General features: G+C 67.2%; 4 protein-coding genes and 1 tRNA gene. 1 reads left to right on the top strand and 4 read right to left on the bottom strand.

Going from position 1 to position 5,521, the window contains the following annotated elements:
* Window positions 1-40: 40 nt before the first annotated feature.
* The 4 genes from ACLP25_RS00745 to ACLP25_RS00760 all read right to left on the bottom strand — a co-directional run bounded on the left by ACLP25_RS00745 (window position 41) and on the right by ACLP25_RS00760 (window position 4,482).
* On the bottom strand, window positions 41-1,066 hold the full coding sequence (locus tag ACLP25_RS00745; protein WP_442467338.1) for an Lnb N-terminal periplasmic domain-containing protein: 1,026 nt from the start codon (window positions 1,064-1,066) through the stop codon (window positions 41-43).
* A 600-nt stretch (window positions 1,067-1,666) separates the two neighbouring features.
* Window positions 1,667-2,689, bottom strand: coding sequence for an SDR family oxidoreductase (locus ACLP25_RS00750; RefSeq protein WP_442467339.1), 1,023 nt, complete (start codon window positions 2,687-2,689; stop codon window positions 1,667-1,669).
* A gap of 37 nt (window positions 2,690-2,726) precedes the next feature.
* Window positions 2,727-3,572 (bottom strand): protein-L-isoaspartate O-methyltransferase family protein, encoded by an 846-nt coding sequence (locus tag ACLP25_RS00755; protein ID WP_442467340.1) that lies wholly within the window; start codon window positions 3,570-3,572, stop codon window positions 2,727-2,729.
* An 88-nt stretch (window positions 3,573-3,660) separates the two neighbouring features.
* Window positions 3,661-4,482, bottom strand: a complete 822-nt coding sequence (locus tag ACLP25_RS00760; protein WP_442467341.1) for a dienelactone hydrolase family protein — start codon at window positions 4,480-4,482, stop codon at window positions 3,661-3,663.
* 527 nt (window positions 4,483-5,009) lie between these two features.
* Between ACLP25_RS00760 and ACLP25_RS00765 the strand changes: the two genes are divergently transcribed.
* Window positions 5,010-5,086: transfer RNA gene (locus ACLP25_RS00765), tRNA-His, on the top strand.
* Window positions 5,087-5,521: the final 435 nt, after the last annotated feature.

Consider the following 5,521-nt stretch of genomic DNA (forward strand, 5'->3'; position numbering starts at 1 on the left):
CTGCGGCCATCTGCGAAGCGCCCCGACGGGGCGTCCGCCCTCACATCAGCGGCTTGCCGTCCGGCGCGGGAATGCCGACCCGGATGAGGCGCGAGAAATCCGGCGACTGGTCGGCGGCCTTCGCGCGCTCGTTGATGCGCGCCCGCTCCATGAGCTCGGCGAGCGGGATCGAGGTGTTCACGGCGCCGTGGTCGTAGAGGAAGCCGGGCATATAGCCGTTGACGATGAGGCGCCAGTCGAACGGCAGCGCGCCGCCGAGGCTTCGGATCAGCCGCGTGACGGCCGTCGTGCAATTGGTGGTGATCGAATTGTACCACATGGGCTGGTGATTAAGTCCATTGGCTTCGTCGACGTAGCCGATGAGGAGCGTGCGGATCGCCTCGGGCGACGCGCGAAGGCGGTAAAGGCGAACGTCCTCGCCGCGCACGTTCGAGCGCAGGCGGACCGAGTCACGCTCGGTCGTCGCGAGCGAAACGATCGTGTGCGACCGGAAGGCGTCGGCGATCGGCGAAAATTCTCCGCTTTTCTCCCGCCGCACCTCGATCGACCACGACAGAAATTGTCCGTCGTCGAAGCCGAAGCTCATGATGAGATGGGCCATCTGCGGCCCGGCCCAATAGGCGAGGATGAGATCGAGCGCGTCGAGCTTCGAGAGGTCGTAGCTGCGCTTCTCCCATTTCTCGGTGTAGTCCTTGTGCGAGCGCCAGTCGAAGTCGCGCACGTCGGAGAGCGTCAGAATGTCGCTCTTGACCGTCCCGGTCGTCTGCCGGGCGACGTCGGGCGCCCAGTCACCGTCGAGCGGCGGCAGAATCGTGCTCCACCAGACGACGACGCCCGCGAAAGCGAGCGCGAAGAGGCCGAGCGCCCGCCAGCGAAAGCGGGAAAAGAGCGCAAAGATCGCAGCCAGCGCTGCGAGCCCGGCGACGCCGGCCGCGACCGCGCGGACCGCGTCCGGCGCCGGAAGCCGGAACCAGAGCGCCAACGCGCTCCACAGGCCGATCGGCGCGACGATGAGGATCGCCACGGCCGTCCAGAAGATCGCCGCAGCGATGCGCGTTGCGTTCATGGCCAGCGTCCCCGCGTCCTCGGCGTGGGAGCGTCAGCCGCCGGGATCCCGCGGACAAGCTAAGGCAAGCGCCCGCCGCGCGCAAAGCCGTCGCGTCCTGTCGTGGCGCGCGCGGACGGCGCGCCTCGCTTCTGGCTTTTCTCTTTGCCAGGATGCATGCAACAATTGCTTGAGTAAAACAGGAATATCGCCTAGCGTGATCCTGTCGCCGCCGGATCGGACCCATGCCGCGCCTCGCCGCCTTCGTCTCCCCCTGCCGCCGCCTCTCGCGGCCATCGGCATTCGACGCCTGGGCCGCGCGCAACGCAGCGGTTGCGTCGCGCGTCGCGGCCTGGCTGTCGGCGCGCGGCAGGCCGCTCTGGCGAGCCAGAATATGGCCGAAATGCGGCAAACGACCCCCTCAGACGCCGATGCGAATCCAAATCCTGGGCCTAAAGCCTTGAAATCGTGCGACCGGCTGCAAAAAAGCGTTCACGCGGAGCGGCCTTCGAAGCGCGTTTTCGAGCCCCAACGGGTCTTTCAGTGGGCGAAATCGCCGGAAACCGACCTCGAAACGCGTTGTCCGCGTCGCATTTCGAGTCCGCAATCGCGTCGCCCGCCTTAGCGCCTGACGAGGCCGAGCTTGATCAGGCTTTCGGCGGTCGCGATCAGCGCGTCCTCGCGCGAGCGCGGCGACCAGCCCAGCAGCCGCTTGGCCTTTTCGGCCGTCGCGTTCTTTGATTTGCCGAGTTCCGGAACGATCTGCCGGACGGAGGAGTCGGCAAACGACGCGAGCCGCACCAGCCAGTCGGGCAACTCCCGCGTCCTCGCGCGCCGGGCCGCTTCGCCGAGGCGCTCCTTCAGGATCCGCGCCATGTCGCTTAAGCTCATGAAGTCGCCCGACACCGCCAGGAAACGTTCGCCTTTGGCGCGCGGATCGGTCATGGCGCGCAAGTGCAGATCGGCGACGTCGCGCACGTCGACGACCCCGAACCGCAGGTGGGGCAGGCCAGGCGTCGAGCCGTCCAGCATGCGCTGGACGATGACGACCGACGTCGACGTGTCGGGCCCGAGAATGGGACCGAAAACGCCCACGGGATTGACGACGGCGAGCTCCGGCCCGCCCTCCTTGACGAAATCCCAGGCCGCGCGCTCGGCGATCGTCTTCGACTTTACATAGGCGGTCAGGCCTTCGCCTCGCAGGTTGGTCCAGGACGTCTCGTCGAAGGGAGCGGCCTGCTCCTTGTGGCCGTAGCCGACGGCGGCGAACGACGAGGTCAGCACGACGCGCTTGACGCCCGCCGCGCGGGCGGCCTTCAGCACTCTGAGCGCCCCATCGCGGGCCGGGACAATCAGGTCGTCCTCGTGCTTCGGGACGGCAAGCGGAAAGGGCGACGCGACGTGCAAAACGAAATCGCAGCCTGCGGCCGCCTCGGGCCAGCCCGCATCGCGTTCGAGATCGGCGGCGGCGAACGAAAGCCGCTCGAGCCCCTGCGCGCCCGCCCGATCGATGAGGCCGCGGACTTCACTTTCGCGCGCCGGATTGCGCAGGGTCGCGCGCACCGAATGGCCGGCCGCCAGGGCTTGCAGGATGCAATGGCCGCCGATGAACCCGGACCCGCCGGTAACGAGAACCAGACTCATGCGCCCTTCCTCGCTCGGCCGCAGCCCCGCTCCGGGACTAGCCCGCGTCGCCGCCCGCCTGATGCCCGCCGCTCAGCGGGACGAAGGGGATGACCTTGCCGCCAAATATGTCGGAGCGCGCGACCGAAGCCTGTCCGTCGGCGCCCGTCTTCTTGACCACCTTGAGAATGTGCTGCGCGCCGGGCGGCCCTACGGGGATGACCATGATGCCGTCGGGCCGGAGCTGCTGCAGGAGCGGCGGCGGGATGTGGTCAATGCCGCAGGTGACGATGATCTTGTCGAACGGCGCCGCCTCGGTCCAGCCGTAATAGCCGTCGGCGCTGCGGGTCGCGATGTCGGCGTATTCCCGGTAGCCGGCCCCGATCAGCCGGTCATAGACCCCGCGGGTGCGCGCCGCCAGCTCCGGGATGATCTCGATGGTGTAGACGCGCGGGGTCAGGTAGGTCAGCAGCGCCGACTGGTAGCCGGAGCCGGTGCCGATCTCGAGCACCTTCTCGCCGTTGCGAAGCTGGAGGGCGCTGGTCATCCGCCCCATGGTGCCGGGAGGGGTGATCGTGACGCCGAACCCGATGTCGATATAATGTCCGACGTAGGCTTGGTCCTTATCCTCGGGCCGCACGAATTCCTGGCGGGGCGTCAGGAGAAAGGCGCGCTTCTCGGCCGGCGTCCACAGATCGTTGAACGCCAGCACCTCCTTGTAGCGGTCGAAACGCCGCTCGAGATAAACCGGGTCCTCGTTCAGGTTCGTCTTGCCCCAGGCGATGAAGGCCGCCTTGTCGTTGAGCGGCGGCGACAGGTCGCGGCCGAATGCGGTCGCCCCGGCCAGTGACGAAGCGCCCGCTGCCGCGGCCGCGCCGATCAGAAATTCGCGTCTCCGAATCATCCCCTCGTTGGTCCTTTCGCTGGTTCAACGGCCCCCGCTTCGGCCAATTTTGTGGCGCGAGCGTGAAATCGACGGCGGATAGGAAGATTCAACGGGCGAGGCTGCCCTGCAGAAAGGCGATGAGGTCCGTCATGCCCCGTCGCGCGGCCCCCGCGTCGTACCGCAGCGTCATGCCGAGCACGCGTTTGCCGCCGGCGAAGGCGGGATCGTCGAAGCAATGGGCGACGCCGGGATAGACGCTCAACCGCGCGACGCCCGGCTGCCCCTCGACGAGTCGTCGGCAGTCGGCCGCCGGCGTCACCTCGTCCGCCCCCCCGACCACGATGAGGGTCGGAATCGCGAGGCGCTGGCCGGCTTCATTGGCGCAAGGCGGGTAGAAGGCCGCCGCCGCGCGGAAGCGGAGGTCGGCCGCGACGCCGTGCGCCGCGCCCTCGGGCGAGGCGGCCGCGGCCAGCGCTCCGTCCGCACCTTGCGAAAAGCCGACGATCGCGACGCGGCGTGCATCGACGTCGGGCCGACCGGAGAGATACGCGAGAGCGCCGAACGCGTCGGGGACAAGCTGCGGAAAGTCGACCGAACAGGTCTCCTTGAGACCGCGGGTGGAGAACTCGTCGACGAACAGCGCGATGTAGCCCGCGCCATTGAGGGCCGTTTCGATCGCGCGCCGATTGGATGGCAGGCCGAGGCACGAATGAAGCAGAACGACCGCCGGGAACGGCCCGGCGCCCTCGGGTTTCGCGAGATACCCTTGAATGGGCTCGCCGGCCGCGCTGGCGAAGGTTTCCAGCCGGTCAGCCGACGCGGTTGCGGCGGCGGCCAGGACGAACAGCGCGGCCAGCGCGAAGAGCGCCGATAAGGGACGAAAGACCGATAACGCGCCTCTCCGGAGGGGGAGGGGAGCCAGCGCCATTTGCAATCCGGAATCGAGATTTTTCAATCCCTTGCGGCGACTTTTCCGGGCGAGTGGACGGCCGGGAAGGGCAGGGGGAGCGGGTTCGATGCTGGCGGCGGCGGGAGCCGCGCTTGCGCTTGCCTCCGCGCCGGTCGCCCTCGCGCTCGACGCGAGTCCGTAAGAGGCCCGGCGGATGGGCGCGTCGGCTCGACGCGGCGGGCGAGCCCTATTCAGGACAAGCGGCATCGGATGTCCGATCTGAAGCCTTTGAGATGAGCGTATTTATGATTTCTCTTTTTAGCAAGCGTTTGCTGCTTTGCCTACGATAAAATAGAACTGGATCCGGCCAAATCCGCGGGCGGACCCGTCCCCCCGTCTGTCTTGGGGCGTTCTGCAACTGAGAGCCGCGAAACCGGCTCGCTTGCAACCCGCTCCAGCGCCCCGACGACCCTGGACAGGGCGAATTTTGGTGTTGCGCCAGCGGGCGATGCGGGCTTGCATGCACGGGCCTTTGCGACTAGTTTCCGCGGCGCCCAAGAGCCCATGCCGCCATAGCTCAGTTGGTTAGAGCGCTAGATTGTGGATCTAGAGGTCCCCCGTTCGAGCCGGGGTGGCGGTACCATCATTAAGCCACTGAAATATTGGATGAAGCGAATGGGCGAGGGAGCCCCGTCGCTGTCGCAATTTTGCGGTGTAGGTTCCACCTAGGTTCCAAAATCCGATATCGTGGCCCTGTGAATTCTCCATAAGCGCCCCCGCCGTCAACGCGCCCACAACTCCATTGAGTAAGACGCCGGAGAGCGACGAAAGAACGGCGTCGCAGCGGGAGCGCGGCTGCGCCATCTGCGCCGGGGACGAGCCGCTCACCAAACCCGCACCACCTTCTGGACCGGAGACGCCTTCGCCCCGCAACCACCTCCCGAAGCCCTGCCCGGATCAATGCCTTCAGCAGAGCAGGCGTTGGTCAGCGCGGTCCAGGCAGCACGCCAAGCCTATGAATCCGCGGCCAACGATTTGCTGAAGGGAACCGCTCGCGTGCAACGGGGAAAAGGAATCT

The organism is Roseiarcus sp., assembly GCF_052145395.1.
Taxonomy (GTDB): Bacteria; Pseudomonadota; Alphaproteobacteria; order Rhizobiales; family Beijerinckiaceae; genus Roseiarcus.